25 protein-coding genes are annotated in these 24,875 nt (G+C 62.5%); 9 read left to right on the forward strand and 16 right to left on the reverse strand.

All coding sequences use genetic code 11. The annotated features are described in order from the left end of the window. Positions 1-164 precede the first annotated feature (164 nt). Positions 165-488, reverse strand: a complete 324-nt coding sequence (locus AACV02_RS13305) for a hypothetical protein (protein ID WP_106579087.1) — start codon at positions 486-488, stop codon at positions 165-167. Between the two features lie 639 nt (positions 489-1,127). Here AACV02_RS13305 and arr point away from each other — a divergent pair. Further along, the gene (arr, locus tag AACV02_RS13310) at positions 1,128-1,544 is read left to right on the forward strand and encodes an NAD(+)--rifampin ADP-ribosyltransferase (protein ID WP_119740178.1); all 417 of its coding nucleotides are present in this window, start codon (positions 1,128-1,130) and stop codon (positions 1,542-1,544) included. A 29-nt stretch (positions 1,545-1,573) separates the two neighbouring features. Here arr and AACV02_RS13315 read toward each other — a convergent pair whose 3' ends face one another. The 7 genes from AACV02_RS13315 to AACV02_RS13345 all read right to left on the reverse strand — a co-directional run bounded on the left by AACV02_RS13315 (position 1,574) and on the right by AACV02_RS13345 (position 8,701). Beyond that, positions 1,574-1,831 (reverse strand): hypothetical protein, encoded by a 258-nt coding sequence (locus AACV02_RS13315; protein WP_119740826.1) that lies wholly within the window; start codon positions 1,829-1,831, stop codon positions 1,574-1,576. Between the two features lie 110 nt (positions 1,832-1,941). After that, positions 1,942-2,703, reverse strand: coding sequence for an SDR family oxidoreductase (locus tag AACV02_RS13320; RefSeq protein WP_119740180.1), 762 nt, complete (start codon positions 2,701-2,703; stop codon positions 1,942-1,944). A gap of 38 nt (positions 2,704-2,741) precedes the next feature. After that, positions 2,742-3,569 (reverse strand): DMT family transporter, encoded by an 828-nt coding sequence (locus AACV02_RS13325; RefSeq protein WP_119740183.1) that lies wholly within the window; start codon positions 3,567-3,569, stop codon positions 2,742-2,744. 74 nt (positions 3,570-3,643) lie between these two features. After that, the gene (gene gcvA / locus AACV02_RS13330) at positions 3,644-4,549 is read right to left on the reverse strand and encodes a transcriptional regulator GcvA (protein ID WP_106579220.1); all 906 of its coding nucleotides are present in this window, start codon (positions 4,547-4,549) and stop codon (positions 3,644-3,646) included. Between the two features lie 63 nt (positions 4,550-4,612). Beyond that, the gene (locus tag AACV02_RS13335; RefSeq protein ID WP_119740185.1) at positions 4,613-6,034 is read right to left on the reverse strand and encodes an efflux transporter outer membrane subunit; all 1,422 of its coding nucleotides are present in this window, start codon (positions 6,032-6,034) and stop codon (positions 4,613-4,615) included. Next, a complete protein-coding gene (locus AACV02_RS13340) occupies positions 6,031-7,599 on the reverse strand; it encodes a DHA2 family efflux MFS transporter permease subunit (protein WP_119740187.1) in 1,569 nt (522 codons plus the stop codon). The genes AACV02_RS13335 and AACV02_RS13340 overlap by 4 nt, the downstream gene beginning before the upstream one ends. Further along, positions 7,592-8,701, reverse strand: a complete 1,110-nt coding sequence (locus AACV02_RS13345) for an HlyD family secretion protein (protein ID WP_119740189.1) — start codon at positions 8,699-8,701, stop codon at positions 7,592-7,594. Before AACV02_RS13345 ends, AACV02_RS13340 begins: the two co-directional genes overlap by 8 nt. 98 nt (positions 8,702-8,799) lie before the next feature. Between AACV02_RS13345 and AACV02_RS13350 the strand changes: the two genes are divergently transcribed. The 7 genes from AACV02_RS13350 to AACV02_RS13380 all read left to right on the forward strand — a co-directional run bounded on the left by AACV02_RS13350 (position 8,800) and on the right by AACV02_RS13380 (position 15,178). Then, the gene (locus AACV02_RS13350; RefSeq protein ID WP_119740191.1) at positions 8,800-9,510 is read left to right on the forward strand and encodes a CerR family C-terminal domain-containing protein; all 711 of its coding nucleotides are present in this window, start codon (positions 8,800-8,802) and stop codon (positions 9,508-9,510) included. A 35-nt stretch (positions 9,511-9,545) separates the two neighbouring features. Beyond that, positions 9,546-10,067, forward strand: a complete 522-nt coding sequence (locus AACV02_RS13355) for a DUF1993 domain-containing protein (protein WP_119740193.1) — start codon at positions 9,546-9,548, stop codon at positions 10,065-10,067. A gap of 223 nt (positions 10,068-10,290) precedes the next feature. Further along, on the forward strand, positions 10,291-10,755 hold the full coding sequence (locus AACV02_RS13360) for a hypothetical protein (protein ID WP_106579097.1): 465 nt from the start codon (positions 10,291-10,293) through the stop codon (positions 10,753-10,755). Positions 10,756-10,981: 226 nt separating this feature from the next. Continuing rightward, positions 10,982-11,926 (forward strand): alpha/beta fold hydrolase, encoded by a 945-nt coding sequence (locus tag AACV02_RS13365; RefSeq protein ID WP_119740195.1) that lies wholly within the window; start codon positions 10,982-10,984, stop codon positions 11,924-11,926. A 70-nt stretch (positions 11,927-11,996) separates the two neighbouring features. Then, positions 11,997-12,605, forward strand: a complete 609-nt coding sequence (locus AACV02_RS13370; RefSeq protein WP_119740197.1) for a LysE family translocator — start codon at positions 11,997-11,999, stop codon at positions 12,603-12,605. A gap of 624 nt (positions 12,606-13,229) precedes the next feature. Continuing rightward, positions 13,230-14,213 (forward strand): GlxA family transcriptional regulator, encoded by a 984-nt coding sequence (locus tag AACV02_RS13375; RefSeq protein WP_119740199.1) that lies wholly within the window; start codon positions 13,230-13,232, stop codon positions 14,211-14,213. 50 nt (positions 14,214-14,263) lie between these two features. Next, positions 14,264-15,178, forward strand: a complete 915-nt coding sequence (locus tag AACV02_RS13380; protein ID WP_119740201.1) for an ADP-ribosylglycohydrolase family protein — start codon at positions 14,264-14,266, stop codon at positions 15,176-15,178. A gap of 22 nt (positions 15,179-15,200) precedes the next feature. On the opposite strand, the gene AACV02_RS13385 is transcribed toward AACV02_RS13380, so the two are convergent. Genes AACV02_RS13385 through AACV02_RS13405 form a run of 5 tightly spaced genes read right to left on the reverse strand, consistent with a single transcriptional unit; the run spans position 15,201 to position 21,646 of the window. After that, positions 15,201-16,460: an NAD(P)/FAD-dependent oxidoreductase gene (locus AACV02_RS13385; RefSeq protein ID WP_119740203.1), complete on the reverse strand. Its 1,260-nt coding sequence runs from the start codon at positions 16,458-16,460 to the stop codon at positions 15,201-15,203. A 3-nt stretch (positions 16,461-16,463) separates the two neighbouring features. After that, positions 16,464-18,035: an aldehyde dehydrogenase (NADP(+)) gene (locus AACV02_RS13390; protein ID WP_119740206.1), complete on the reverse strand. Its 1,572-nt coding sequence runs from the start codon at positions 18,033-18,035 to the stop codon at positions 16,464-16,466. A 60-nt stretch (positions 18,036-18,095) separates the two neighbouring features. Further along, on the reverse strand, positions 18,096-19,043 hold the full coding sequence (locus AACV02_RS13395) for a dihydrodipicolinate synthase family protein (RefSeq protein ID WP_119740208.1): 948 nt from the start codon (positions 19,041-19,043) through the stop codon (positions 18,096-18,098). 38 nt (positions 19,044-19,081) lie between these two features. Then, positions 19,082-20,008, reverse strand: coding sequence for a 4-hydroxyproline epimerase (locus tag AACV02_RS13400; RefSeq protein WP_119740210.1), 927 nt, complete (start codon positions 20,006-20,008; stop codon positions 19,082-19,084). Positions 20,009-20,020: 12 nt separating this feature from the next. Further along, positions 20,021-21,646 (reverse strand): APC family permease, encoded by a 1,626-nt coding sequence (locus AACV02_RS13405; RefSeq protein WP_119740212.1) that lies wholly within the window; start codon positions 21,644-21,646, stop codon positions 20,021-20,023. 176 nt (positions 21,647-21,822) lie between these two features. Here AACV02_RS13405 and AACV02_RS13410 point away from each other — a divergent pair, with 176 nt between their 5' ends. Continuing rightward, complete coding sequence (locus AACV02_RS13410; protein WP_119740214.1) at positions 21,823-22,617, forward strand: AraC family transcriptional regulator; 795 nt, start codon at positions 21,823-21,825, stop codon at positions 22,615-22,617. Here the strand turns inward: AACV02_RS13410 and AACV02_RS13415 are convergent. The 3 genes from AACV02_RS13415 to AACV02_RS13425 are packed head-to-tail and all read right to left on the reverse strand — an operon-like array spanning position 22,550 to position 24,782. Next, positions 22,550-23,035, reverse strand: a complete 486-nt coding sequence (locus tag AACV02_RS13415; protein WP_119740216.1) for a nuclear transport factor 2 family protein — start codon at positions 23,033-23,035, stop codon at positions 22,550-22,552. The two genes, AACV02_RS13410 and AACV02_RS13415, sit on opposite strands and share 68 nt — an antisense overlap. Further along, a complete protein-coding gene (locus AACV02_RS13420; protein WP_119740218.1) occupies positions 23,032-23,886 on the reverse strand; it encodes an SDR family NAD(P)-dependent oxidoreductase in 855 nt (284 codons plus the stop codon). The genes AACV02_RS13415 and AACV02_RS13420 overlap by 4 nt, the downstream gene beginning before the upstream one ends. Next, complete coding sequence (locus AACV02_RS13425) at positions 23,883-24,782, reverse strand: NAD-dependent epimerase/dehydratase family protein (protein ID WP_119740220.1); 900 nt, start codon at positions 24,780-24,782, stop codon at positions 23,883-23,885. The genes AACV02_RS13420 and AACV02_RS13425 overlap by 4 nt, the downstream gene beginning before the upstream one ends. Between the last annotated feature and the right edge of the window lie 93 nt (positions 24,783-24,875).

Below are 24,875 nucleotides of genomic sequence, written 5' to 3' on the forward strand. Positions count from 1 at the left end.
CGGTTCAACTTCCAGCGTAAAAAAGGAACGGATTTATTCAACTCAATAGGTCCGTTCCCCTTTTAGTCATCGCAGTAAATGACTCGATTTATACCGAAGTTCGACTATATAAAAGCTGACAGTGAGAGCCGATTTGATCACGCCCTGCGATGTTGGCGTGACAGTTATCCACCAAACGGCCCGCTCTTTACCTGCTCGCCTTTTTTCGCGCAAGAGGGCGGGTTGGACATGCCGAAGGTCATGATATTGCCGCCGTTGATGATGCAGTTGAATTGCTTGTTGTCGTTGGTTTTCAGCAATACGTAGGTATTGGTGCCCTGGGTTTGGCGATTGACAATAGTCAGGTCCGCAGGGGCGTAGCCCAGTGCGCCGGCGCTCTGCGATTTCACGTCATCATCGCTCAACATGTTGGTCTTGCCTGCGAGCGCATTGCAACCGCCCAGCAATGCCACAGTGATGACGAGTGCAAATAACTTGTGCAGTGACATGTTCCTTATCCTTTTGCCTATAACACGTGAATTAAGCGCTTGTGCGGTTCAGCTATCGTCGTCTGACAGCGCACGTTATGAACCTGCGCTGTTGTTTCGCGACGGCTGTTAACCAGCGTTAATTATAAAATGTTACAAATAATTCCAGAGAGAAATCTCCTGTCTCTCAGTCTCCATTACTTGTCTGTGTGTCTCGCCGGGGGTCGACCCCGCACCGTCATCGTCTGTAAGCAATGGCAGTTAAACCTGTAAGAAAATGTAACCGTTCGTCGGAACCCGCGCACTATCAAAGGGATACAGAGGTCGACTTACAGAACAAATAAGACAGGTAGCTATGCGATCTCTAATTTTGGATATGCCTAACGGGCGTCAGCTCGTAGAAGAACTGGACCTTGCAACGGAGCAGATGATGGCGACGCCCGTCGAGCAAATCGGCGGCGAAGAGTGGCAAGCGGCATTTGCCAGGCAGCAACGGGCGTTCAGGCTGTGGCGCGATTATCTGCATTGCAAGGCTGACGGCAGGGGGCTCGCCTGCCCTCGTAAGGTTGCCTAGGGGTTCGACAGTCAGTTACAAGAAGGGCATGCCTTGCGCTGCAGACAGGCGGCCCTGGCACCACGCATTCTTGGAGTAACAAGCCCATGTCAAACGCCGCCGGCATGTTTATACGACAGTACTTTCACGGCACTCGCGCTGACCTCAAGCCCGGAGACATGATCCGCGTCGGTTATCCGTCCAATTTCACCGAAGGGCGAGCGCTGTCCTGGGTTTATTTTGCGGGCACGCTCGACGCCGCTATCTGGGGCGCCGAACTGGCGCTAGGTCATGAGCGCGAACGCATTTATGTCGTAGAGCCCACGGGCCCGATCGTGGACGACCCCAACGTGACGGATAAGAAGTTTCCCGGCAATCCGACGCTGTCCTATCGCTCCTGCGAGCCACTGCGGGTCGTTGCCGAAGTGACCCAGTGGCAAGGGCATTCACCGGAGCGGTTGCAGCAGATGAAGGACAACCTCGCTCGTTTAAAGGCCGAGGGCGGCGATGTCATCCTCGACTGATGGGCCGGTCCCTGCGCGTTGAGCACCGATCAAGCCCCGACCTCGGACCTGGTGATGCGCTGCGCTTTGACCTCATCTGCATACAGGCCAATTTTCCCCTGCTGAGCCGTCAGCAACGCACATATTTTCATCAGCGCCACCGCTTCGGCCGGCGTCCTGCCAGTGCCGGCCAGGGCCGTCAGTTCAACCACTGACCAGCCGATAACGGCGGCCGCATCTTCAAGGTCATAAAACAGTTCTTGCTGCGCAGTCCTGAGCCCGTCGAGCCCCTGCATCAATTCTTCCATCTGCCTGCCTACCTGATGTTGCTTGAAGTCCAATCCATTAACCCCCATCCCACTTTCAGCCAGGTCTGGGGGATTACCCAAATGCCTCAAAAAAACCGTGCGTCCTGCCCTTACTTGCCCCCGGTGACGTCAAGAAACGTCCCGGTAATGAACGACGCTTCATCGCTCGCCAGCCACAGGATAGCCCGCGCAACTTCTTCGGGTTGTCCGCCGCGGCCCATGGGGATCGAGTCCTTGACCCGATCGACCCGACCCGGTTCTCCGCCGCTGGCGTGCATGTCGGTGTAGATATGGCCGGGGCGGATGCAGTTGACGCGGATGCCGTCTCGCGCGACTTCTTTAGCGAAGCCGATGGTGAACGTCTCCAGGGCACCTTTTGAGGCAGCGTAGTCGATATATTCGTTCGGACTGCCGAGCCGGGCCGCGCCCGAGGATACATTGATAACAACGCCGCCGCGGCCGTTATGGCGATGGGACATGCGTTTGACCGCTTGTTGCGCGCACAGCATCGGGCCGATGGCATTGACCGCGAAGATGCGCTGCATGCGTGCAAAGTCGAGGTCTTCGAGGTGCGATTGTGGTCCGAGTATGCCCGCGTTGTTGACCAACACGTCGACACGGCCGAACTCGCGGTCAATCGCGGCGAATAACGCCGCGACCTGCTCTGGCTCTGCGCTATCGGCGCGTACCGCCAGCGCTCGCCGTCCGGCGGCTCTCACGTCATTCGCCACGGCCAGAGCGGCGGCCTCGTCGGACACGTAGCTGATCGCGACATCGTAGCCGCGTGCGGCGGCCAGTCGCGCGGTGGCTGCACCGACGCCGCGGCTGCCACCGGTAATCAGGATGACAGGGGCCTGGAGAAGGGTGCTCATAACGCGTAAACCTCACTGTGTGACAGCCATGGACGGCCTCAGCCGATAAGTACAGCGCCGAGCGCAATCACTGCGCAGGCCAGAAACTTGCGCAGCGTGAAGGCCTCGCCGAGAAACCAATAACCGATCAGCGCGGCAAATAACACGCTGGTTTCGCGCAATGCAGACACCGCGCCCATGGGCGCATAGGACATCGCGTAGATAATGATCGCGTAGGCCAGCAGCGAGACCAGCCCGCCGCCCAAGGCTGTCGCGACACCGGGTCGCCAGCTGAACAAACTGCGCGTCCCACGTAAACCGATATACACCAGAGGCATCAACACGCCCCACAACGCGCACATCCACACGGTATACGCCAAAGGCGCGCCAGACAGCCGTGCGCCAATACCGTCGGTCACGCTGTAAGCCGCAATAAAAATCCCAGTGCCTAATGCGTACGGCAGGCTGGGAACGGCAAGCCTGCGGTTGTTGAACGCCAGGGAAACGATGCCGCCAGACACCAGCGCAATGCCCAGCAGCGCCACGCCGGTGACTGCTTCCCCGACAAAAAACGCAGCGCTGAGGGCGATCAGGATAGGCGAGGAACCGCGGGAAATCGGGTAGGTTTGCCCCAGGTCGCCAACCTTGTAGCTGCGAACCAGAAACAGGTTATAGCCCACATGCAGCACCGCCGAGAGGCCGGCGTAGCACCAACTGGCCCGCGCGGGCGGCGTCACAAACGGCGCGATGAGCGCGCTGGCAGTGGCCACCGCCAGGCACATCACCGTCATTGACCACAACCTGTCGGCGCCGCCGCGCAGCAGCGCGTTCCAGCTGGCGTGCAGGAGGGCGGCGAACAGAATCAGCAAAACAATATGAAAAGGCATGCGCCATCCTAAGCAACGGCGCGCCTGCACTAAAGCGAAGTCCTCTCATCCAGGCATGAGCAAACGCTCATGCTTTAGCGATAGCTCAGTTGTGCCTGCTGTGACGCTTCCATCAGCCAGTGACGAAAACTGACGACGTGGGGCTGTGATTCGATGCCTTTTGGGCAGACAAAGTAGTAGGCCACCGGGGAGTCGAACGGCACATCAAACAGCCTGACCAAACTGCCGTCGCGGATCTGCGCTTCGACATGCCCGCTGCGGGCAAGCGCGACGCCCTGGCCCAACAGCGCAGCCTCGATGGTCATATTGGTGTCTGCAAAGCGCACACTTTCCTTGAGCGCCGCGATGCCCGTGCCGACATGCTGGAACCAGGCCTCCCACTTCGGCACCAGGTCTGCGCCGTCGCGCGTCAGCAATGGGTAACGCAGTAACTGCGCCGGCGTTTGTGGCAGGCCAAAGCGGTGCAGGAGATCGGGGCTGGCCACGGGGAAAATCTGTTCCCTGAGCAGAAACTCCGAATGCAGGCCCGGATAATTACCATTGCCCAGGCGGATCGCCACGTCAGACTCACTGCTGGAAAATGTGATGGCTTTGTCGCTGGTCTCCAGCGTGATCAGAATTTCCGGGTGCTGCTGCGACAGACTCGGCAACCTGGGAAGCAGCCATTTGAGCGCAAAGGAGTAAGTGGTGCTGACCTTGAGGCGCACCCGGCCCTTGTGTTCCCGAAGGTCAGCCAGGGTGGCTTGCAGGTTCATGAAAAACTCACGCACGATCGGCGCTAGCGCGGCGCCGGCGGGTGTCAACGTCAGCGACTTGCCGCGCTGAAAAAGCTCCAAACCCCAAATCGCTTCAAGGTGTTTTAACTGATGGCTGACAGCACTTTGGGTGACATGCAGCTCCTGCGAAGCCGAGGTGAAGGTAGCGTGCCGCGTGGCAACCTCAAAGGCGCGCAAGGTGGCGGTGGGCGGTAAGTCTCTCATCGGATGCAAGCCGGTAGCCATGAAGGAAGGCTCATGGTAGTTGATTTGTCGCCAATCGCCTGCTCACCGTGTCCATCCAAGCCCGAGCGCTTTGTGCAGCGACGCAAAATCCTTCAGCAACTCTGCGTCCGCGGAGATTCGGCTTTCTTGCGCCTGATAGCGCGTGCGCTCCGCATCCAGCCAATCCAGCGTACTCGCGGTGCCTGCGCGGTAACGCTGACGCGTCAGGTCGGCGGCACGCACTGCGGAAGATTCCACCGAGCGCAACAGCAGCACGTTCTGGCGCTGGTGCCCGTAACGCGCCAACGCCACGTCGGCATCGCGCAATGCACTTAACACCACGCTTTTATAGTTGGCCAGGGCTTCGTCTCGTCCAGCCTCTGCACCTTTGACGCTGGCGGCAACGCGGCCGAAATCCAGCGCGTTCCAGGTGATCCGAGGCAGGATCAACCAAGTGCCGTTGTCCTTGCGTGCAAGGTGCCCAGGGTCACCGGCCGAGAACGACAGGTCGCCCATCAAGCTCAGTTTGGGAAACCAGTCTGCGGTCTTCTCGCCAATCTGGGCATTGCTCGATGCCAGTTGGCGTTCGGCGATGCGGATGTCCGGGCGGGCCTTCAAGAGTGCGGCCGGGTCGGCGACCGGCACCGCCTCCGGGATAGCGGGCAGGGGCTGCGCGGTAGCCAGTTGGCCGTCCAGCTCGCCGGGTTCCAGGCCGCAGAGCAGGCCGAGCTGGTCGAGCGATTCGACGATAGCGGCTTGCAGCGGCAGGCGTTGGGCCTGGGTGTTTTGGGCCTGTGTCAGCACCTGCTCCAGCTGCAGTTGCGAGGCCACGCCGCGTTCGCGCCGTTGCTGGGTGAGGTCCAGGGCCTGGTTTTCGATGCCGACGCTGGCGTCGACCAATGCCAGGCGTGCTTGCTGGTCGCGCAGGTCGGTGTAGGCCTGCACTGTTTCGGCAGCCAGTTGCACTTGGGCGTCAGCCAACCGGGCCTGGGAGGCGTCGGCCTCTGCCTGGGCGGCTTCGACTGCACGGCGTGTGCCGCCAAACAGGTCGGCCTCCCAGCTGGCATCGAAACCGGCGAGGTACAGGCTCAACGGGCCTCGGCCACCGCCATTGCTGCCACCCAGCGCGGAGGTGTCCGGGGAGCGCAGTTTGAGCATCGCGGCGTCCCCGGTGACCTTGGGCATCGCGTTGGCTTGCGCGCCGCTGAGGCTTGCGCGGGACTGCTTGAGGCGCGCCTGGGCCGTGGCAATGTCCGGGCTGTTTTGCAGGGCTTGCTCCACCAGCTGGTTCAATTGCGCGTCGCCCAGGGTTCGCCACCACTGCGCGACACCAGGAGTGCTTGCCGATGCGCTGTCAGCGTGCGGCAGGTGCCCGGCCGCCAGGGTCTTTGGCGCGACGTCGGGGGCACCGTGGTAGTCCGGGCCGACGGTGCAGGCCGACAACAGGCCGACGGTCAGCAAGAGGGGAAGGGTGCGAGGAATCATCGTTGTACCGTGCGCTTTTTCAGGATGAAGATCAGGGGCAGGCACGCCAGCATCGCGAGTCCCAGTACATAAAACGAGTCGTTGTAGGCCATCACCGAGGCTTGTTGCGCAATGTCATTGGCAAGTTGTGCGAACGCCTGCGCTTGCGACGTCGAGGCATCGCCGGTTTGCGCGAGGTAGCTGGCGGTGTGGCTCGCCATGTGGTCCTGCGCCAACTGGCTGTTGGCCTGGATGCCTTCGCGCAGCCTGTCGTCATGAAAGTGGCTGCGCCGGTCCATCAGCACGCCGAGCAAGGCCAGGCCGATGGTGCCGCCCAGGTTGCGCGACATGTTGTAAAGCCCGGCGGCGTCCCCGGCGTCACGGGTCTCGACCGAGCGCATCGACAGTTGGCTGAGCGGCATCATCACCAGAATCTGCCCAAAACCACGCAATAGCTGCGACCAGACAAAGTCGTGCCCGACACTCTCGGCGGTGAGTTGGGTGTCGACAAAGCAGCTGGCCCAATACAGCAACAGGCCGGCACCGACCATCCAGCGCAGGTCATAACGGCCGAGCATGCGCGGCAGAATGGGCATCAGCAAAAACGCCGGTATCCCCGACAGCAACATGATCGCGCCGGACTGCTGCGCGTTGTAGCCCGAGAGGATGCCCAGGAACTGCGGCACCAGATACGCCGTGCCATAAATCCCGGCGCCCACGGCAGTACCGATCAACAGCACGCTGCCAAAGCTTTTGTTCAGCACCAGTTGCAGTCGCACGATCGGCGTACTCGAGCGCAACTGCCCGAGCGCAATCAGGAAAAAGCCGATCACCGTGGCAATGCTCAGCCACGTGATCAGCAGCGAGTCGAACCAATGCTCACGCTGGCCTTCTTCCAGTACCACCGTCAGCGAACTCAGGCCCATGGCCAGGCCGAGGATGCCCAACCAGTCGGCACTGATGAAGCGTTGCAGGTTCATGCGTTCGCTTGGCAGGCCGGTGATCAGCAGCGTGATCAGGGCGATGCTGATGGGCAGATTGAGAAAGAAGCACCACCGCCAGTTGATGTTTTCCGTGAGCCAGCCGCCGATGACCGGGCCAAGCAAGGGGCCGAGGATCACGGTCATGCCAAACATCGTGGTGCCGATGGCCAGTTGGTGCGGCGGCAGGCGCGTGCGCACGATGGTTTGCGCGGTGGGAATCATCGCGCCGCCGGCGAACCCCTGGCCGATGCGCCCGGCGATCATGGCGCCGAGGCTGGAGGACAGGCCACAGAACATCGAAAACGCCGTGAACATCAAGGCCGTGCCGATCAGGAACCGGCGCAGGCCGAACACGCGAGTCAGCCAGGCGGCGAGGGGGATCATGACGATTTCCGACATCAGATAGCCCGTGGCGATCCACGTGCCTTCGGTGCCGGTTGCGCCGATTTGCCCCTGAATCTGTGGCAGCGCCGAGTTGGTGATCGACACGTCCAGCGTCGCCAGCAAGGCGCCGAGTGCGCCGGCAGCCACGGCGATCCAGTCGGTCAGCGAGGCGTTGCGTGGTTTTTCTGCGGCCACCTCGGCCATCAGTGCTTCAGCCATGGTTGGCGTCCGCGGCGGGGGTGCGGGTGTCGACGTCAACGGTTGCCGACAGACCAGGCATCAACGCCACGCGCACCTCATCGGGTATGTCCAGCGAGATGCGCACGGGTACGCGCTGCACGATTTTGGTGAAGTTGCCGGTGGCATTCGAGGGCGGCAGCAGCGCGAACTGCGCGCCGGTGCCTGGGGACAGGCTGTCGATATGGCCCTGCAGATCACGCCCTGGCAGCGCGTCCACGTGCACGCTGACGGATTGGCCGGGGCGCATGTCGCCGATCTGGGTTTCCTTATAGTTGGCGGTCAGATAAATCGCGCTGATCGGCACCACGGTCAGCAAGCGGGTACCGGGCTGCACATATTGACCGACACGCACGCCGCGGTCGGCCACGCGCCCGTCCAGCGGGCTGCGAATCACTGCGTCATCCACGTCCAGCTGGCTCTGCGCCTCGCTGGCCTTGGCCACGCCGAGTTGCGCCTGGGCTTGTTTGAGCTGCGCTTCAAGCGTGCCATAGCGGGTCTGACTGGAACGCAAGGCGGCCTGTTTGGCTGCCACGGTGCTGCGGGCCTGGGCCAATTGGTTATTGAGCTGCGCCAGGCGCTCTTCGGGCTCGGCACCTGAGCGCGCCAGCGGGGCATAGCGCGCGACTTCGGCCTGCGCGTGTTTCGCATCGGCCTCGGCGCCTTGCAACTGCGCGCGCGCTTCGGCAATGGTCGAGTCCTGCTGCACCAGGTCGGCCTGGGCCTTGGCGTAGTCGGCCGTGCGCGCGGCGATTGTGGCCGAGGCTTCATCGCTGACGGCCTGGTATTTGCGCGCATCCAGGCGCACCAGCACGTCGCCGCGCTTTACGTTCTGGTTGTCACTGACCAGCACTTGGGCGACGTAGCCACTGATCTTGGGCGCCACGCTAATGCTGTCGGCTTGCAGGTAGGCGTCGTCGGTGGTCTGGATGAAACGTCCGCTGAGCCACCACCAGGCGGCCCAACCCACAGCACCCAAAAGTGCGACGGTGGCGATGGTCAGCAGGATCCGTCGAGCCTTGCCGCGTTGACGGTTGACGGTGTCTTCAGGAATGACCTGAGGCGAGGGAGGTGCAGCGGACATCGGGTCACTCCAGATTTATAACAGGTGGAATAAATTCTATTTTTCGCGAATTTTTGTCAACTGGTATATTTTGGTCCGGTATTCGAAAGGAGCTGCACATGGCACGACATAAACCTGCCGCCGAGGGTGGTTATCAGCGTGGTGAAGAAACCCGCGCGCGCATTGTCGACGCGGCGGTCGTGGTATTTGGCGAGCGCGGCTACGACGGCGCGTCGACCCGCGACATCGCAACGGCCGCGGGCGTCAACGCCCCGGCGATTCAGTACTATTTTGACGGCAAGGAAGGCATCTATCTGGAGTGTGTCGAGCACTTGATCGCACTGCTATGGCGCAAGATGGCGCCTTGCGTGGAGGCCGCCGAATGCGCGTTGGCCGATCAGGCCTCGGACGATAAAACCCTGATCGACGTGTCGCTGGGCATCCTCGGTACGGTGGTTTCCACCATCCAGGACAGCCCGCAAACCACCGCCTGGCGTGCGTTTCTAGACCGCCACCAGGCCGGCCTGTGTCCAGAAAGCGCGACAACAGCGTTTGAGGATCGCTTCAAGGCGCGCATTGGCCGGGTTATCCGCCAACTGATCGCGCGCCTGGCCGGCTTTGCGGTGGAGGACGAGCGCACCGTGATTCACTCGATGGCACTGTTCACCCAAGGCCTGGCATTCCGGGTGCAAAAACCCAAGCTGCTTGAGGCGTTGAAGTGGGCCGAGGTCAACCAGAAGGAAATGGAACTGGTACGCGACGTGGTGCTGATGCAAGCCCGGTTTACCTTGGAAGGCCTGGTCAAGCAACGCGGCGTGGTCGCTACGTGATGTGATTTTTTTCAACCTCAGAAAAGGACGCAACGATGTCGCTCTATACCATTACCATTCCCTGCTTCGCCCAGATGCTGAACTCGCTCAAAGGCCTGCTCTCCAAGGGTGACGCTCACGCTGCAGCACTGGCTTTCGACCCGCAAGTTCTTCTCGATTCACGCCTGGCACCCGACATGCACCCCCTGGCGACTCAGGTTCGCTACGCCTGCACCCAGGCGCGCGAGGCGGTTGAGCGGCTAAGCGGGCATCCGCTGTCGACGCTGCAGGCCCCGACCTCAATGGCTGAGGCGCTTGCACTGATCGACCAGACGCTGGCAGTGCTCGCCGACGCTGACCGTAGCGTGATTGAGCGTCGTGCGGATGAATCCATCGCCATTGAACTCCCCGGTGGTATCGCCTTCCAGATGACCGGCAACGAATACGCCGTCAATTGGGCCACGCCGCAGTTCTATTTTCACCTGATGACCGCCTACAACATCCTGCGCCATAACGGCGTGCCGCTGGGCAAAGCGGACTATGTGCCGCACATGTTCGCGTATGTGCGTCAGGGCTGAACGCAGCATTAAGGGCGGCGGCGATTGTGGTGCTGCGCAGTGTCGACACGAGCATCTGCAGCCGCGCTTTTGCGCTGATGGCTGTGCCCAAAGGCTGCGAAAATCGGCCAGCCGTTGTGAAATGTTGTGAAGCATGGGGAATGGCCCTTTGCCCATGCTAACGTCCGCATCGGGGTATCGTCAGCACGACGATTTCATTCGTTCCATTGAGGGAGCAGCGCCGATGTCTACTACCGTAACGCCCGCGTCTGGCGGGTCGAACACGCCAAAGTCCTCGCCGTCGTCTTTCGACGACAAGTTGAACATTGCCAAGTCCAGCAAGGTTATTGCCGATTACATGCGCCAGACCGGCAAGTCGGCCATCACCAAGCAGGAGCTGTCGCAACTGGCCAGCAACGCCTCAGGCAAGGTGCCAGCGAACGTTTCCGACGCTGCCAAGTACATGGAAAAACACCCCGATGTATTCACCGCCATCGAAACCCACGACGTGGCCGGTGCCGATAACCTGTCCGGCGTGTGGAACTTCGACTGGGCGGCCAATGGCGGGCTGAAGGGCACGGCGACCGATGCCATCGCCAACATGCAGGACACGTTTGACATGGCCATCGCCAAGTCCGCGCAGATCACTGAAATTTCCACCGCTAAAAAAGCCGAACTGGACTCGACCAAACAACGGCCGCAGAACTGAGGCCGCAGGTTGTCAGCCACGCCAAAAACGGTTCCCGGTGCGTCAGTGGGGACCGTTTTGTGCTTGACCGGCGGTCAGTGTCATTCAGTCCCCGCAACTCAACCACAGCGCTGTGCCGACACTCATGGCTTGGCCTTTTGTGATGCGTTCAGCGCAGATTCAAGCGACGTGAGCAACTATACCGGTCAGTGAAAGCAATCCAGTCGTCACTGCCGGAGAAACCTTGATGCTTGTGATCGTCGGCGTACTTGCCCTCGTGCCCGTGTGGATCTGGTGGACCTACCCCCGGGTTGGCAACGTGCTGTTTGCGCTCATCGCCTGGGTAGAAGCGCGGCGGTCTCGATTGAAGACCCTCAACGTACCGATCAAAGGCATGACCCTCGCCACTTATCAGGGGGGCGACACGCATGCGCCGGCGCTGTTGCTGATACACGGTTTCAGCGCCGACAAGGGCGTCTGGCTGGGGTTTGCGCGGCACTTTGTCGATGCTTACCGCGTGATCATTCCGGATCTGGCCGGCCACGGTAAAACTGCCTTTGTGACGGGCGGCGACTACAGCATTGCGGCTCAGGCGCGGCGCATGGTGGCGCTGCTGGACGCCTGCCAGGTCGACAAAGTGCACGTTATTGGCAGTTCCATGGGCGCGTATGTCGCCAGCTGGTTGGCCACTCATTATCCGGAGCGCGTGCTGTCGCTGGGTTTGATTGGCGCCGCGGGCGTGAATCTGCCGCAGCCCAACGAAGTCGAAGCGTTGGTCAATAGTGGCGATAACCCGTTTCTGATTCGCACCCGTCAGCAATTCGACCGGTTTTTCGCCATGACCATGGCGGCACCGCCTTTCATCCCCGAAGTGTTATTGGCGGCCGAGGCGCAAAGCTACATCAAGCGCCGCGCTGAGCTGGCGGAGATTTTCGCGAACTTCTCCGACAGCCCGCGCATGGAGCCCTGGTTGCCGCACGTACGCGTGCCAAGCCTGATCCTGTGGGGCCGGGAGGACCGCATGGTGCCCGTTGCCAGCGCGCAAACCTGGCTTGAGGGGATCCCGCATGCGCGCCTGGAAATTCTTGAAGGCATCGGCCACTTGCCGATGGTGGAGGCCACGCAGCAGACCGTCGCGCACTGTCGCGAATTTCTCGACAAAGCCAAAGTGTATTCCTCGATCCGCCCGTAGCTGTACGGGGCAGCCAGGGCTGCAACCGATTACTGTCGCAGGCATACCACTGCCGTCGGGATGCCGCGCCATGTTCATGTCTACCAGCCTGCTCTCAGCCTTTGTGCTGTTTGCCTTCGTGTCCTCGATCACACCCGGCCCCAACAACACGATGCTGCTGGCTTCAGGCGTGAACTTCGGGTTTCGCCGGTCGATGCCCCACGCGATGGGCATCAGCATCGGCTTTATGCTGTTGGTGATTTCGGTGGGGCTGGGTCTGGGCGAAGTGTTCAAGGTATTTCCATGGGCCTACACCCTGTTGCGGTATGTGGGCGCGGCTTACTTGTTGTACCTGGCGTGGAAGATTGCAACCTCGGGCGGCATGCCCGAGAGCAACAACGAACACGCCAAACCCATGACCTTCCTCGGGGCGGCGGCGTTTCAATGGGTCAATCCCAAGGCGTGGATCATGGCGTTGGGGGCGATCACCACCTACACGCCGGCCGAAGGTTATGTGACCAACGTGTTGGTGATTGCCCTGGTGTTTGCGGTGGTCAACTTGCCCAGCGTGTGTGTATGGGTGGTTTGCGGCACTGGCCTGCGCACTGTGCTGCGTGAACCGCGTTGGTTGCGTCTGTTCAACGTGTCGATGGCCGGGTTGCTGGTGGTATCGCTGTACCCGATGCTCTTTGCGAGTTGACAGAGCCGGGTGACGTCACAGGTGTTGCAGCTGCGGGCCGGCGACCCCTATGACGAGGGTGAGGCGCCAGCGGCAGCGGTGGTCGCGGCGCTGTTCGAGTATTGCCGACCCACTCAGTCATGGACGGGTTGGCCGGCCACTGCGCTGATCATCAGCGAGCTGGCCACACAGGCAGCGCGCAGCTCGGCCGATACCCAGGCGGTGACGCAATCACACGGGCGAGATGGTCGCCAGCAAGCCGATGCCGATGGTCAACACCAAAAAGCCGAACAGGAAAAGTGCCATCTTGGTCATAAGGCCTCCGAAGGGAAGGGGACGACAGGAATGTCGGGATGGCGCCATTGTCCGCTTCGAGGCGTTTTCGATACAGACGCAGATAGCAAAGAAAAAACCGTATCAGATGGCCCCGCGACTGCCCGGTAGCAGGCCTGGAAGGCACACTGTTTTCTCAAGATCAGGCACGCGGCGGCGTCCAACAGCGCCGCCGGTGCAACCGCAAGCTCAGGCGCCACGCCTGGGGAATGCCGGGGGACAGCGTCTGCATTTGCCCCTAAGATAGCGCCCACTGCATCAACAATAAGAGTGGGCCAACCCTCGATGGAAAGACGCCAATTCAGCGGTGGCATGCAAGGCAAGAACCTGCGCTACCTGAATGACACCCCCCAGCAGTCGCCGCCGGTTACCCGTGTGGGTTTTCTGCTGCTCGAACACTTCTCCCTGCCCGCATTCACCCAGACCCTGGACACGCTCATCACCGCCAACCTGTTGCGTCCCGAACTGTTTGCCACCCGTACGTTCGGTTGCGGCAACGGCGAGGTCATCAGCGACCTGGGCCTGGTCATCCGTCCCGATGCGCGCCTGGACGTGTCGGCGTTGCCGCAGTTGGACTTGTTGGTGGTGTGCGGCGGCTTTCGTACCGAACTCAAGGCTGATGACGAATTCAGCCACTTGTTACGCAGCGCCTCCGAACAGGCTGTCGCCCTTGCCGGGTTGTGGAACGGCGCCTGGTTTCTCGGCCGTGCCGGCCTGCTGCAGGGCTATCGCTGCGCCATTCACCCGGAACATCGCCCGGCGCTGGCGGAGGTCTCCAAGGCCGCCCAGGTGACCAGCGAGCCCTATGTGATCGACCGTGACCGCCTGACGGCCTCCAGCCCCTCAGGCGCGTTTCACATGGCCCTGGACTGGATCAAGGGCCTGCACGGCAAGGCGCTGGTCGAGGGCATTGAAGACATTCTGGCGTTTGAGGAGTCGCGTTACCGACGCATCAAACCCACGGAAAATGTCTGCGTCAGTGCGCCGTTGCGTGAAGTGGTGAAGCTGATGGACGCCAACCTTGAAGAACCGCTGGAACTCGACCAACTGGCCGTTTACGCCGGCCGCTCGCGCCGTCAGCTGGAGCGGCTGTTCAAGGAACAATTGGGTACCACGCCGCAGCGCTATTACATGGAACTGCGGGTAACCGAGGCGCGGCGCTTGTTGCAGCACACCGAACTGTCCCAGGTGGACGTGCTGGTGGCGTGCGGTTTTGTCTCGCCGAGCCATTTCAGCAAATGTTACAGCGCGTATTTCGGCTATCGCCCCTCCAAGGAGAAGCGGCTGGTCAAGTAGGCTGCGCGCGTTGATTTTCTATTTGGACGACGTTTTATCAAGGAGTACCTATGCCTATAACACTGCCAGACCGCTACCGCGGCAGCTTGCTTGGGCTGGCCTGTGGCGACGCGGTCGGCACCACGGTTGAGTTCATGCCCCGCGGCACATTTGCCGCCGTGACGGACATGGTCGGAGGCGGGCCGTTCAGCCTGAAGCCTGGCCAGTGGACCGACGACACATCGATGGCCCTGTGTCTGGCCGAAAGCCTGCTGAGCAAGGGCGGCTTTGACGCGAAGGATCAGATGGGCCGGTACCTGAACTGGTGGCAATGGGGCTATTTGAGTGCCACGGGGGACTGCTTTGATATCGGCATGACCGTGCGCGAGGCCCTGGCGGCTTTCCAGCAGCATGGCGACCCGTTTGCGGGTTCTACGCACCCGTATTCGGCCGGCAATGGCTCGATGATGCGCCTCGCGCCTGTGGTGTTGTTCTTCTTCCCGAACCGGCAACGTGTGCGCACCTTTGCCATCGACAGTTCACGCACAACCCACGCAGCCCCGGAGGCCATCGAATGCTGTGTGGTACTCGCGCAGGCGCTTTGCAATGCCTTGGGCGGCATGCCCAAAGACGACGTATTGCGCGTCTCGGACGCTGCGCTGACGGCGCCCAAAGTGCTGGCCATCGCCGCCGGCGAATACCGTGACAAGTCGCGTGGCGAGATTGTCGGTTCCGGCTATTCGGTTGCCTCGCTGGAAGCCGCGTTCTGGTGCTTTCACCACACCGACAGCTTTGCCGATGCCGTGCTCGCCGCTGCAAACCTGGGTGACGATGCGGACACCACGGCCGCCATCGTGGGTCAGCTGGCGGGCGCCCACTATGGCGTCCAGGGCATTCCCGCAGGCTGGCTGGAAAAAGTATGGATGCGCGCGGAGATTCAGCAGATGGCGGATGCCTTATCAGACGCCTCCAGGGCCGGCCACTGAGGCCCGCACCCGGCAGCGTTGCTCAGAATCGCCCCAGTCGGTAGGGCGCAAGCGTGGGCAGCCCTGACAGCGAGGGGTGTGCGTCGGCCAGTTGCGCCACGATCTCTGCCGTCACCGCTGCCTGCGTCAGGCCCAAATGCTGGTGCCCGAACGCGAGCAGCACCTTGCCGTCGCACAGCCGATCAATGATCGGCAATGAGTCGGGCAGGGAAGGGCGAAATCCCATCCAGGCGGTCGCGTCCTGCGCGTTCAGGTCCTGACGAAACAAGCCTTGGCTCAGCCGGAGCAATTGCCAGGCACGTTGCATATTCGCCGGGCGCTTGAGCCCTGCGAACTCGACGGTGCCGGCCAGGCGCAAGCCATCGGTCATGGGCGTCATGATGAACTTGCGCTCAAACGAGGTGACGGCAAACGGCAGGCGGTTCTGTTCCGTTGGCAGCATCAAGTGATAGCCGCGTTCGGTGTCCAATGGCACTGTTTTACCCGTGAGTGCCGCGGTGAGTCTGGCCGAATGGGCACCGCAGGCGATCAACACCTGGCGCGCGGCGACGACGCCTTGATCGGTCATCAGCGACACGCCGGCGCCATCCAGCCGCCCATCCAGCACGCGCTGCTGCACAAACTGCACGCCACTGGCCCTGGCGGCGCTCACCAGTTCGCAGACCACGGTGTACGGGTCAATAAAATGCCCGGTGCCGGGGAAAAACAGGCCGCCTCGGATAGCCTCGCTCAATTGCGGCGCCACCTGGCGTATAGCCTCACCTGGCCAGAATTCCACTGCCACGTTTTGCTGCTGCATGCGCAGGCGCACTGCATTGATCGCCTCAGCTGACGCGGCGCGCTCAAACACCAGCAAGGAGCCGTCTGGGCGCAACAACTGTGGCCGGTCAATGCTCTGCAACAACCGTTGCCACGCCGCCAGGCTGGCTTCATTCAGCGCGCGAATACCTGCGACCGTGCGCCGGTAGCTCGCCGGGCGCAGGTTCAGCAACAGGCGCACAAACCAGGGCAGGGCGCGCGGCAGGTATTTCCAGTCCAGGCTCAGCGGGCCCCTGGGGTCCATCAGCATCGCCGGCAGGCGCTTGAGGATCGACACGTCGGCAATCGGAAACACCTGCTCGGTCGCCAGGTGCCCGGCGTTGCCATAGGAGGCGCCCATACCGGGCTGCTGCGGGTCGATGACCACCACGCGCCGGCCTTGACGCGCCAATTGCAACGCGCAGGCCACGCCGATTATCCCGGCACCGATGACGACGGTGTCCGCGGTATTGGAGTCGGACATGGCCTAGGCCTCTCTCTGACCGTCGAGCAAACGCCTTAACTGCAACGGGTTGCCCTGTTGCAGCGCGCGAGGCAACAAGCCATCGGGGAAGTCCTGGTAACACACCGGGCGCAAAAACCGCAGGATCGCCGCCGTGCCCACCGAGGTGCTGCGTGAGTCCGAGGTGGCAGGGAAGGGGCCGCCGTGGACCATGGCGTCACACACCTCCACACCCGTGGGCCAGCCGTTGACCAGCAAGCGCCCGGCCTTGCGTTCAAGCACCGGCATCAAGGCTTTGGCACTTGCAACGTCGCCATCATCCAAGTGGAGTGTGGCCGTCAGTTGGCCGTCCAAGTGTTCCGAGACCTGGCGCACTTCATCTTCGCTGGCGCACACCACCACCAGCGATGCGGCGCCGAAGATTTCTGCTTGCAGGTGCTGATTGCGCAAAAAGTCATGGGCCGGGGTGACGAACACGTGCGCCTGCCCCTGGTTGGGGCCGTCGGCCGCCTGACCTATTGCTGCAATCCGGGCATGTTCGGCCAGCGTACTCACGCCGGTTTGGTAGGCGTGGAAAATACCCGGCGTCAGCATGGTCTGGGCCGCGCAACCGCGCAGCAACTGCGTTGCGGTGGCGATGAACGCATCCAGTGCGCTGCCTGCGACGGCAATCACCAACCCAGGGTTGGTACAAAATTGCCCGGCGCCCTGAGTCAACGACGCGACAAAACCCTGTGCCAACGCTTCGCCACGTGCCTGCAACGCGGCAGGAAACAGATACACCGGGTTGGTCGAACTCATCTCGGCATACACCGGGATCGGCTCCGGCCGCGCCTGTGCCGCCTGGGTCAACGCGATACCAGCGTTGCGCGAACCGGTAAAGCCCACGGCCTTGATGCGCGGGTCGGTGACCAGCGCCACGCCGATGTCCGTGCCTGCGCCGTAAAGCAGTGAAAACACCCCGTCGGGCAAACCGCAGGCCTTCACCGCCTGGGCCACCGCGCGTCCGACCAGTTCACTGGTGCCGGGATGGGCACCGTGTGCCTTGACGACTACCGGGCAGCCGGCCGCCAGGGCCGAGGCGGTATCACCGCCCGCCACCGAGAACGCCAAGGGGAAATTGCTCGCGCCAAACACGGCCACCGGGCCCAGTGGCACCTGCCGTTGACGCAGGTCTGGACGTGGCAACGGCTGGCGCTCGGGCTGCGCGGTGTCTACACGCACGCCCAGCCATTCACCGGCGCGCACGGTGCGCGCAAAGGTACGCAACTGCGCGCAGGTGCGGCCTCGTTCGCCCTGGATGCGCGGGCGCGGCAGGCCCGTTTCGGCCATGGCGCGTTCGATCAACTCATCGCCGAGAGCTTCGATAGCGTCGGCAATGACGTCCAGAAAGCTGGCGCGCTCGGCCAGCGAGGTTTCGCGATAGGTGTCGAACGCAGCCCACGCCAGGGCGCACGCCTGCTCGACATGCTCACGACCGCCGCCGGCGTAAGCCGGTTCCAGTGGCGCGTCGGTGGCGGGATTGATGGCCCGAATCGCTTCGCGATGGCCGGAAATGGCTTGCTGACCGATCAGCATCTTGCCCGTCAGAGTCATGGGGTCGTCCTGGAAAAATGAGGGTTGGCCGCTGTGAGAAGCACAGCGGCGCGCGAAGGCTCAGGCGAGGTTCTGTTCGGCCGACCAGTTGGCGTACCACTGGCGGAACAGCGCGTATTGGTGCTCGGCATAATGGCGCTGCGCATCACTGAGCACGTCGGTTTCATTAAAGTGCAGGGCGTAACCGTGGTCACCGTTGAGCACCATCAGATGTTTGTAATACAGCACCAGGTCGCAGCCTTCGTCGAAGGAGGACAGCACGCCCAGCGCCGCTTCCAGTTCGCGGGCCAGGCGCCGCGCCTTGGCGTCACCTTTGGCGGCTTGCTTGCTCAGGGCCACCAGGTGCAGCACTTCACGTGGCAGCGCATTGCCGATGCCGGTGATGGCGCCGGTGGCGTTGCAGTTGACGAAGCCGTGCACCACCTGGGTGTCGACGCCGACCATCAGGGTCACGTTATCGTCCTGGGAGGTGATGTTTTCAGCCGCGTAACGCAGGTCGGCAGCGCCGCCAAATTCCTTGAAACCGATGAGGTTGGGGTGTTCGCGGCGCAGTTCGAAGAACAGGTCGGCGCGGGTGGCAAAGCCGTAGTACGGGCTGTTGTAGATCACCGCCGGCAGGTTTGGCGCGGCATTGAGAATGGCCGAGAAGTGCGCCTTTTGCGCGGTCGCCGACGCACCGCGTGACAGCACGCGCGGGATCACCATCAGGCCATGGGCACCGACGTTGGCCGCGTGCGCTGCGTGGGCCACGGCCTCACGGCTGTTCACCGCACCCGTGCCGACAATGGTCGGTACACCGGCACCCACCAGGCGCGCCACACCTTCCTGGCGCTGGGCTTCGGTGAGCAACGGCCAGTCACCCATGGAGCCGCAGTAAACAACGGCGCTCATGCCGATATCGATCAGTTCGCGCCCCTTGGCCACCAGGGCGTCGAAGTCCGGCTTGCGCTCACGCGTGCACGGGGTCATCAGCGCGGGGATGCAACCGGTGAAAATGTTGTCGCTCATTGTTTTAACTCCTTGCAGCGTTCAGTAAAAATCGGGGCTCAGATGCCCCAGGCGAAAGGGTCCTGCGCGTCGATCAGCAGGGTGCTGTCGGCGGTCATGTAGGCGCGGCCGGTGATAAAGGGGCGTACGCGCTCGCCGTCCCATTCATAGCGGCCTTCGAATTGGCTGCCGGTGATGCTGGCTTGCACCCAGGTTGCACCGGGCGCGAGCTTGCCGTCGGCGGCCAGGCACGCGAGCTTGGCGCTGGTGCCGGTGCCGCACGGCGAGCGGTCGTAGGCTTTGCCGGGGCACATGACGAAATTGCGGCTGTCGGCGTTGGCGTCGTCTGCGAACAGTTCGACATGGTCGATCAGCGCGCCATCGGCGCCGTGGATGCCTTGGTTTTCCAAAGCCTTGAGCATCGTCCAGGTGTAGTCGGTGAGGGCATCGACGTTGCTCATCTCAAGCGTTTGACCGTGCTGCGAAACCAGGAAAAACCAGTTGCCGCCCCAGGCAATGTCGCCGTGGACCACGCCATGGCCCGGCACGTCCACCGCCACGTGGTGGCGATGGCGATAGGCGGGCACGTTGCGCAGGGTCACGGCGCCGTCCTCGTGCAGGGTGGCCGTTACGGGACCGACCGGCGTGTCGATGCTGTGAACGCCGGGCTCGATGCGGCCCAAGTGGTGCAACGAGGCGACCAGCCCGATGGTGCCGTGGCCGCACATGCCGAGGTAGCCGGTGTTGTTGAAGAAGATCACCCCGCACGTCGCACCCGCAGTGACCGGCTCGCAGTACAGCGCGCCGACCAGTACATCATTGCCTCGCGGTTCCAGCAGGCAGGCGCGGCGCCACCGGTCGTGCTCGGTGCGCAGGTTCTGCAGTTGCTCGGCGATACTGCTGCCTGTCAACGAGGGAAAGCCGTCCAGCACCAGGCGCGTGGGTTCGCCGCCGGTGTGGGAGTCGATCACGTGCAACCGTTTCATAAAGCGCTCCATTCAGTGGGTGGCCGGGGACAAGGGTGCGCTGTGCCGGGGTTGGCTGACGGCTTCGCTTTCGTCGTCTTCGTGTTCCAGGCGCACAAGGTGGGCAGGCACGCCGGTGGCCGCGCCCCAGTAATAAATGCCCAAGGCGCAGGCCGCGACGATCAGCGTGTCAAACGGGTGGCTGAGCACGCCGAGGCCACCAAAGCTGCCGAGTTTGGAGAGCAGGAGGGTCACCGCGTAAAAGCCGATCAGCCACGCCGACGAGCGCACTTGCTGCTTGATGTTCAGGTGCGCGGTCGGCACCCAGCGTGCGCACAGCAGGTACACCCCAAACATCAGGATTTGCAGGCCGAGCAGCCACGACACGGTGCTCCAGCCGGACCAGTACACAATCAGCGCGGCGATGATGAACGACAGCGGGCCGAGTACCGCCATGCCCTTGACCCGAAATGGCCGTGGCATGCCCGGTGCATTGCGGCGCAGCGCGGCGACGGTCACCGGGGCGACGGCGTAGCTCAGGATCAGCGCGGCCGACACCACATTGATCAGCGCTTCCCAGGATGGGAACGGCAGGGTCCAGAACACCGACAGGCCAAAGGTCAGCCACAGCGCCGGGCGCGGGATGCCGGATTTCTCATCAATGCGCGTGAAGATCTTGAAGAACGTGCCGGTCTGCGCCCAGCCATACACCACGCGCGGCGTGGCATTCATGTAGATATTGCCGCAGCCGCTGGGCGAGATCACCGCGTCCGCCACCACCAGGTACGCCAGCCAGCCCACACCCAGCGCCAGGGCGATATCGCGATAAGGCAGCGCGAGTTCCTTGCTGATCCCCGCCCAACCCTTGGCGAGCATCTCGGTGGGCACGCCGCCGAGGAACGCGGTTTGCAGCAGCACATAGATCGCCGTCGAGAGCAGCACGGAGAGGATCAACGCGATCGGAATTGTGCGTTGCGGGTGCTTCACTTCACTGGCCACCGAGATGATCGGCGTCAGGCCCAGATAGGCAAAAATCACGCCGCCGGCCGACACCGCCATCTCAATGCCCGACAGGCCGAACGGGGCAAAACCCTGGGCCTGGAAGTTCGCCGGTTTAAAGAAGGTGAACAGCACGCCAATCACCAGCAGCGGCACGATGAACTTGAACACACTCACCAGGTTATTGGCGATGGCGAAGGTCTTCACACTGCGGTAATTAAGCACAAAGAACAGGCACAGCAGGGCCAATTGCATCAGCCAGCCCAAGGGGGTGGGGTCGCTGGAGCCGGCCTTGGTCAGCTCGGGAAACCAGGCAGCGGCGTATTGGCGCGAGGCGACCACTTCAATCGCCACCAGGCTTGAAAACGCAATCAGCGTGATAAAGCCCATCAGGTAGCCCAACAGCGGGCCGTGGGAATACACCGGGTAACGCACCACCCCACCGGCACGGGGCAGGGCGGCGCCGAGTTCGCAATAGACGATGCCCAGCAGCAGCACGGCGAACCCACCGATCAGCCAGGAAAAAATTCCGGCCGGTCCGGCGATGGCCGAGACGTGACTGGCCGCGAACAGCCAGCCCGAACCGAAGATGGCGCCCAGCCCGATGAAGGTCAGGTCCATCAATGAAAGTTGTTTCTTGAACTTGCCTTGAGCAGACATGGCGGCGCCTTCTTGTGAGTTATTGGATAGGCAGGTAGTGGCGCTATCCTGAACGCATCAAGGGCGTGGCGATTGATGTTTTGCGCCTGCGTGGATGACGAATTCGGCACAGTTGGCCGCGCTCGACAGTCACATCGGCATGCGGCAATCTGCTCGAAAACAGGGGAGTCCAGTTCATGCTGCCGAGCGCATTTGCGAGCCTTTTTCAGGCCAATCGTCCCCACGACATGCAGCAGCTATTGGCCGGGGTGGCGCAGCTGTTGCCGATGCTCGACGTGCTCCCCAATGCCGCGATCTTCATCAAGGACATCGAGGCGCGCTACGTGCTCGCCAACCACACGCTGGTGCAGCGCTGCGGCCTCAAGCAGCTGCAACCGCTGCTGGGCAAGACCAGTGCGCAGGTGTTCCCCGCGCAGCTGGGGCCGGGCTATACCGAACAGGATCGGCGCGTGCTGGAACAGGGCTTTGTACTTGAGGATCAGCTGGAACTGCACCTGTATGGCACGCGCGAACCCGGCTGGTGCCTGACGCACAAATGGCCGCTGTACAGCGATGTCAACCAGATCATCGGCCTGGCGGGCATCTCCGTCGACCTGCAGTCAGCCAGCGAAACGCACCCGGCGTATCAGCGCCTGGCCGCTGTCGACGCGCACATCCGCACGCATTTCAACCGGCGCGTCAGCCTCGGTGAACTGACGCGCATCGCCGGCATTTCCGTGGCGCAGCTGGAGCGCTACTGCAAACGCGTGTTCCACCTGACGCCACGGCAGATGATCCAGAAAGTGCGTCTGGAACACGCGCACCGGTTGCTGCACACCGAACTGCCGATCACCGAAGTCGCGCTGCAATGCGGCTACACCGACCACAGCGCGTTCACTCGCCAGTTCAAGGCATTGACCGGCTTTACGCCGAGGCAGTATCGGCAGGCGCCTCGCTACCGGCCACCGGCTTCCAGTGGGGCAGCGGCGTGAGGTAGTGCAGGTCGAATCGGCGCTCGACAAAGGCCCAACGCCCACCCCGACGTTCGAGCCGGTCGTGGTAATGGCCGCTGATTTGCACCTGCCTCAGCTCACGGTGTAACACCATGCAATCCACGGCGGCCTGGGCAGTGGCCGTTTCGCCCTGCAGCTCGATCAGCGTATTGGCCATCCAGTGATGCATGTGGGGCATGTGCGCCCAGTTCTGGTGAGCGGAGTCGACAATCGCGTCGACACCCACGAAGTGGCCGAACGCAGCGCCCAACGCCAGCACGGCATCTGCATGCCAGATACTGCGCAGCAACGCTTCATCGCGACGATCAAAGGCGTGTGCGTACTCGGCAATCAGACGTTGAATCGCTATGTGGCTTTCGAGGTTATCCAGGCGCGCGCTCAATGCTTGCAGGCTCATGCTGTTGGCTCCTGATGGGTGGGGAAATCGGTACTCAGGCTGAGTTCCAGCCACGCGGCGGTTTCCTTGGCGACCGCCGTCAGCTTGGCATTGACCACGCTCAGCGCGTCGGCGCCGGCGATAAACCGCAGCGGCGGCACCGGCTCATTGACCAGGCGCACCAGGGCGTTGCCCAGGCGTGCCGGATCGCCGGGCTGTTGGTGGTTGCGCGCGGCGAACACGGCCAGTGCGCTGGCCCGGTAGTCGTCGTAGTCGGGAATGCTGCCGCTGGCCAGCTTCAGCGCGCGCGGGTCGAGGAAGTCGGTGCGAAAGGCGCCGGGCTCGACCACGGTGAGGCGAATCCCGAAGCTGGCGATCTCTTGCGCCAGCGACTCAGAGAAACCCTCGAGGGCAAATTTGCTGGCGGAGTACATCGACGCACCGGCCACCCCTTTGAAGCCGCCATTGGACGACATGTTCAGGATGTGCCCGCTGCGCTGCTGACGCAGGGTCGGCAGGGCTGCACGTGTCACGTTGAAGGTGCCCAGTACGTTGGTGGCGAACTGGCGCTCGACGGCGTCGGCGTCGATTTCTTCGAAAGGCCCGAACTGGCCATACCCGGCGTTATTGACCAGCACGTCGAGACGGCCAAAGCGCGCGATACACGCGCTGACGGCGGCATGTGCCTGGGCCTGGTCACGAATATCCAGTTGCAGGCTCAAGACCTGGTCGCCGCAGGCGCCGAAGACGTCGTGCAAGCGCGCAAGGTCAAGGTCGGTTGCCACCACTTGGTCGCCCGCTGCCAGCGCCGCGTGCGCGATACCTTTGCCGATGCCGCTGGCACTGCCGGTAATCAGCCAGACCTTGCTCATAGCACCCTGTCCTGTTCAATCCACTCCAGGACCGATGCGTGGATGGGCGCCCAACCCAACTCCTGGCGTGCGCGTTTGGCCGTGACCCGGCTGTTGGTGCCGAAGGTGTAGTGCGCGTGCAAATAGCCCCAGCGCTCGGTCGCTTGCTCCACGCTCCAGAACCCCAGCGGTTCGAGCTTGAGGCGACGGGCTAGCGCCTGGCCGATCTCAAGGAACGACGCCTCGCCGTTTTCGACGAAGTAGAACGCGCCGGCCGGGGCGTTTTGCAGGGCCAGCAGGTAAAGCTCGGCGACATCGTGGATGTGCACGTTGGACCAGCGATTGACGCCAGTGCCGACCACGCGCACCACGCCACTTTCCTGGGCTTGAGTGATCAGCCAGGGAATCTGCACGCTTTGGGTGTGCACGCCGGTGCCGGTGCCATAAATGCTGCTGGGGCAAATCACCACCGCGCGAATGTTTTGCGCGGCGGCGCCGAGCACTGTGAGCTCTATGTCGCGGCGCGGTTGTTTGGAGGCGGCCACCACGAAGATGCTGTCTTCATCAAATACGGCAGGGTTGACGGCTAAACCCTGGGCATCGTCGCCGATTACGCTGGAGCCGCTGGTGTGCAGGAACGGTTTGCCCGAGCCTGCCAGCGCCTGGATGAAGGTCTGCACGGCGCCGAGATGGTCGCTGTCAGCCGTGTGAATGACGCCGTCGGCGGCGCGCGCTTCCTTGGCCAGCAGTGCCAGGTCATCGAGGTTGCCGATGACCGGTTCGATGCCCAATGCCTGCACCTGGCGCGCTTTTTCTTCATCGCGCACCAGGCCTCGAATGGTGTAGCCGGCGTTGATCAGTCGCAGGGCGACGGTGCCCCCGACATACCCATTGGCGCCTGTCAGAAATATGCTCATGAATGCCTCGCTGATAGGTGGATCAAGTTAGCGTGCAATCTAGCGGTTGCCTGGGGCCGGAATAAGTGGGATAGGTGTCAGATCAGTAGTGAC

The organism is Pseudomonas sp. Larv2_ips, from assembly GCF_963879675.1.
Taxonomy (GTDB): domain Bacteria; phylum Pseudomonadota; class Gammaproteobacteria; order Pseudomonadales; family Pseudomonadaceae; genus Aquipseudomonas.

Coding starts and splice junctions, on each gene's coding strand:
- AACV02_RS13305 (WP_106579087.1), bottom strand. CDS start 488: ATGTCACTGCACAAGTTATTTGCACTCGTCATCACTGTGGCATTGCTG.
- arr (WP_119740178.1), top strand. CDS start 1,128: ATGTCAAACGCCGCCGGCATGTTTATACGACAGTACTTTCACGGCACT.
- AACV02_RS13315 (WP_119740826.1), bottom strand. CDS start 1,831: ATGGAAGAATTGATGCAGGGGCTCGACGGGCTCAGGACTGCGCAGCAA.
- AACV02_RS13320 (WP_119740180.1), bottom strand. CDS start 2,703: ATGAGCACCCTTCTCCAGGCCCCTGTCATCCTGATTACCGGTGGCAGC.
- AACV02_RS13325 (WP_119740183.1), bottom strand. CDS start 3,569: ATGCCTTTTCATATTGTTTTGCTGATTCTGTTCGCCGCCCTCCTGCAC.
- gcvA (WP_106579220.1), bottom strand. CDS start 4,549: ATGAGAGACTTACCGCCCACCGCCACCTTGCGCGCCTTTGAGGTTGCC.
- AACV02_RS13335 (WP_119740185.1), bottom strand. CDS start 6,034: ATGATTCCTCGCACCCTTCCCCTCTTGCTGACCGTCGGCCTGTTGTCG.
- AACV02_RS13340 (WP_119740187.1), bottom strand. CDS start 7,599: ATGGCTGAAGCACTGATGGCCGAGGTGGCCGCAGAAAAACCACGCAAC.
- AACV02_RS13345 (WP_119740189.1), bottom strand. CDS start 8,701: ATGTCCGCTGCACCTCCCTCGCCTCAGGTCATTCCTGAAGACACCGTC.
- AACV02_RS13350 (WP_119740191.1), top strand. CDS start 8,800: ATGGCACGACATAAACCTGCCGCCGAGGGTGGTTATCAGCGTGGTGAA.
- AACV02_RS13355 (WP_119740193.1), top strand. CDS start 9,546: ATGTCGCTCTATACCATTACCATTCCCTGCTTCGCCCAGATGCTGAAC.
- AACV02_RS13360 (WP_106579097.1), top strand. CDS start 10,291: ATGTCTACTACCGTAACGCCCGCGTCTGGCGGGTCGAACACGCCAAAG.
- AACV02_RS13365 (WP_119740195.1), top strand. CDS start 10,982: ATGCTTGTGATCGTCGGCGTACTTGCCCTCGTGCCCGTGTGGATCTGG.
- AACV02_RS13370 (WP_119740197.1), top strand. CDS start 11,997: ATGTTCATGTCTACCAGCCTGCTCTCAGCCTTTGTGCTGTTTGCCTTC.
- AACV02_RS13375 (WP_119740199.1), top strand. CDS start 13,230: ATGCAAGGCAAGAACCTGCGCTACCTGAATGACACCCCCCAGCAGTCG.
- AACV02_RS13380 (WP_119740201.1), top strand. CDS start 14,264: ATGCCTATAACACTGCCAGACCGCTACCGCGGCAGCTTGCTTGGGCTG.
- AACV02_RS13385 (WP_119740203.1), bottom strand. CDS start 16,460: ATGTCCGACTCCAATACCGCGGACACCGTCGTCATCGGTGCCGGGATA.
- AACV02_RS13390 (WP_119740206.1), bottom strand. CDS start 18,035: ATGACTCTGACGGGCAAGATGCTGATCGGTCAGCAAGCCATTTCCGGC.
- AACV02_RS13395 (WP_119740208.1), bottom strand. CDS start 19,043: ATGAGCGACAACATTTTCACCGGTTGCATCCCCGCGCTGATGACCCCG.
- AACV02_RS13400 (WP_119740210.1), bottom strand. CDS start 20,008: ATGAAACGGTTGCACGTGATCGACTCCCACACCGGCGGCGAACCCACG.
- AACV02_RS13405 (WP_119740212.1), bottom strand. CDS start 21,646: ATGTCTGCTCAAGGCAAGTTCAAGAAACAACTTTCATTGATGGACCTG.
- AACV02_RS13410 (WP_119740214.1), top strand. CDS start 21,823: ATGCTGCCGAGCGCATTTGCGAGCCTTTTTCAGGCCAATCGTCCCCAC.
- AACV02_RS13415 (WP_119740216.1), bottom strand. CDS start 23,035: ATGAGCCTGCAAGCATTGAGCGCGCGCCTGGATAACCTCGAAAGCCAC.
- AACV02_RS13420 (WP_119740218.1), bottom strand. CDS start 23,886: ATGAGCAAGGTCTGGCTGATTACCGGCAGTGCCAGCGGCATCGGCAAA.
- AACV02_RS13425 (WP_119740220.1), bottom strand. CDS start 24,782: ATGAGCATATTTCTGACAGGCGCCAATGGGTATGTCGGGGGCACCGTC.